The organism is Mesorhizobium sp. M2A.F.Ca.ET.039.01.1.1, assembly GCF_003998035.1.
In the GTDB taxonomy this organism is placed as follows: domain Bacteria; phylum Pseudomonadota; class Alphaproteobacteria; order Rhizobiales; family Rhizobiaceae; genus Mesorhizobium.
Genome location: NZ_RZRY01000968.1, coordinates 1 through 1,900, shown reverse-complemented (window position 1 = coordinate 1,900; position 1,900 = coordinate 1). Strand labels below are relative to the sequence as shown.

The 1,900-nt window shown below is 58.5% G+C and carries 2 protein-coding genes; both read left to right on the top strand.

Features of this window, described 5'->3' with window-relative positions:
* Positions 1 to 559 (top strand): antitoxin Xre/MbcA/ParS toxin-binding domain-containing protein (locus tag EOA24_RS36205; RefSeq protein WP_127410722.1); only part of this gene is annotated, 559 nt, incomplete at its 5' end.
* Between the two features lie 638 nt (positions 560 to 1,197).
* Positions 1,198 to 1,900 (top strand): porin (locus EOA24_RS36200; protein ID WP_133374822.1); only part of this gene is annotated, 703 nt, incomplete at its 3' end.

Below are 1,900 nucleotides of genomic sequence, written 5' to 3'. Positions count from 1 at the left end.
CAGCCTCGCCGCCGCCGTCCCCTTCCTTCCACAAGCACAGCGACTCGCGATCGGCCCTTTCAAGGGCGAATGCGCTGCGCTCGCCCCGGAAATCTTCCGGAGATTGGGGGAGTTCGCACGCGGCGGCTCCGCCGGTGCCAATCGCGCGGATGATGGCGCGATGCCGGCAATCGCAGCAGCACCCTCATCAGCGAAGCGGACAAACGATCTGCAATCGGCGCTGATTGAGGACTGGGCGGGCGAAGTCGCCGGATCGACCTTTCTGGAAGAGCATTTTCGCATACCGCGCTCGACGCTGCATCGCTGGCAAAGGCGCAATGAGGTTATTGCCTTGCGCAAGGGCGGCCGCAAACATGTCTTCCCGCTCGCCCAGTTCGTCGACGGAAGACCGGCATCGGGGATTAGCGAAGTGATGTCGGCAATCGGGAATCCACGGCTGGCGTGGTTCTGGCTGACCCGCCCTTCGCCGCAACTCCACGGACGCATTCCGATCGACGTGCTCAAGCAGGATATGGTGTGTGACGTCGTGTCTGCTGCCCGCAAGTTTTCATCGACTTGAGCTTCTTCACTGGGGCCTATGCCGTCGGCTCCAGCTTGCGGCACACGCAAGAACAGGACGTTCAGCCTGATGTTCCACGGCACCTTCAGCCTTCGCCCGGGTAAGCCGGCACGATCCCATTCTGCGTGAGCGCTTCTGCCGGAATGATGACCGATATGGGGCGTGTCGGCGAACGGCAGCGCCAACGCCGCACAATCCCGAGATTCAGACAGACGGCTCTGAAGAGATAGCCGCTCTCTTAGCGTTGGTCACTCGGATGGCGGCAATGCCTCGGGTTTCCCGAAAGGTGAGCGCGCGAATCTCTTTTTGGCGCCAACATGATATTCTTCATAAAATCATCTAAACCGGTTTAGTTGCCATATAGTTCAAATCTAAATTCGCGTTTCAGTCGTGCCAGTTGTTTAATATGTGCCATTTTCATGTAGAAAACGTGATATTTGCGCAACAATACTTTCATAAGATTCCAAAAGGCCTGTTTCGGAGACAATCTCTGTTGAACGCCGCCGCGGGTTAGGCCATGTCGGGGGCGAAAGGGCGGCGCGATGCGCTTCTTTTTCAATAGTTGGGGATGGGGTAGCAACGCTGCCCTTCAGCAAAGAAATCAAACCCGTTTTAACTTTTGTCTGGAGATCTGAAAAATGAACATCAAGAGCCTTCTGCTCGGCTCCGCTGCGGCCCTGATCGCAGTTTCGGGCGCCCGCGCCGCCGATGCGGTGACCGTCGCCGAGCCGGAGCCCGCCGAATACGTCAAGATCTGCGACGTCTACGGCGCCGGCTACTTTTACATTCCCGGCACCGAAACCTGCCTGCGCATCGGCGGCTATGTCCGTTACGACATCGCCGGTGGCGACATCGGGTCGTTCGATGGTGCTAAGAACGTCGATCACCAGGACGGCTCCATCCAGGACACCTGGAAGAAGAATGCCCGTTTCTCGCTGAGGACCTGGACCGGCCAGGAAACCGAACTCGGGACTCTGAAGACCTACACCGAGACCCGCTTCAACTTCGGCAACCGCAACGCTACAGCATCCGTCGTAAGGGGCGTCGTCACCGACAACCCCGCCGTCAACAAAGGCGTTACGCTGAACTTCGCCTGGATCCAGCTCGGCGGCCTGCGCGTCGGTAAGGACGAATCGGCCTTCGATACGTTCATCGGCTATGCCGGCAACGTCATCAATGACACGCTGGTTCCCTATGGCGATTTCGACACCAACGTCGTCCAGTATTACTTCGACGCCGGCAACGGCTTTTCGGCGGTGGCTTCGCTCGAAGAAGGATCCGGCACTGTTGGCACGATCGACAGCTATGTTCCGCACGTGGTCGGCGGCGTGAAGTACACAC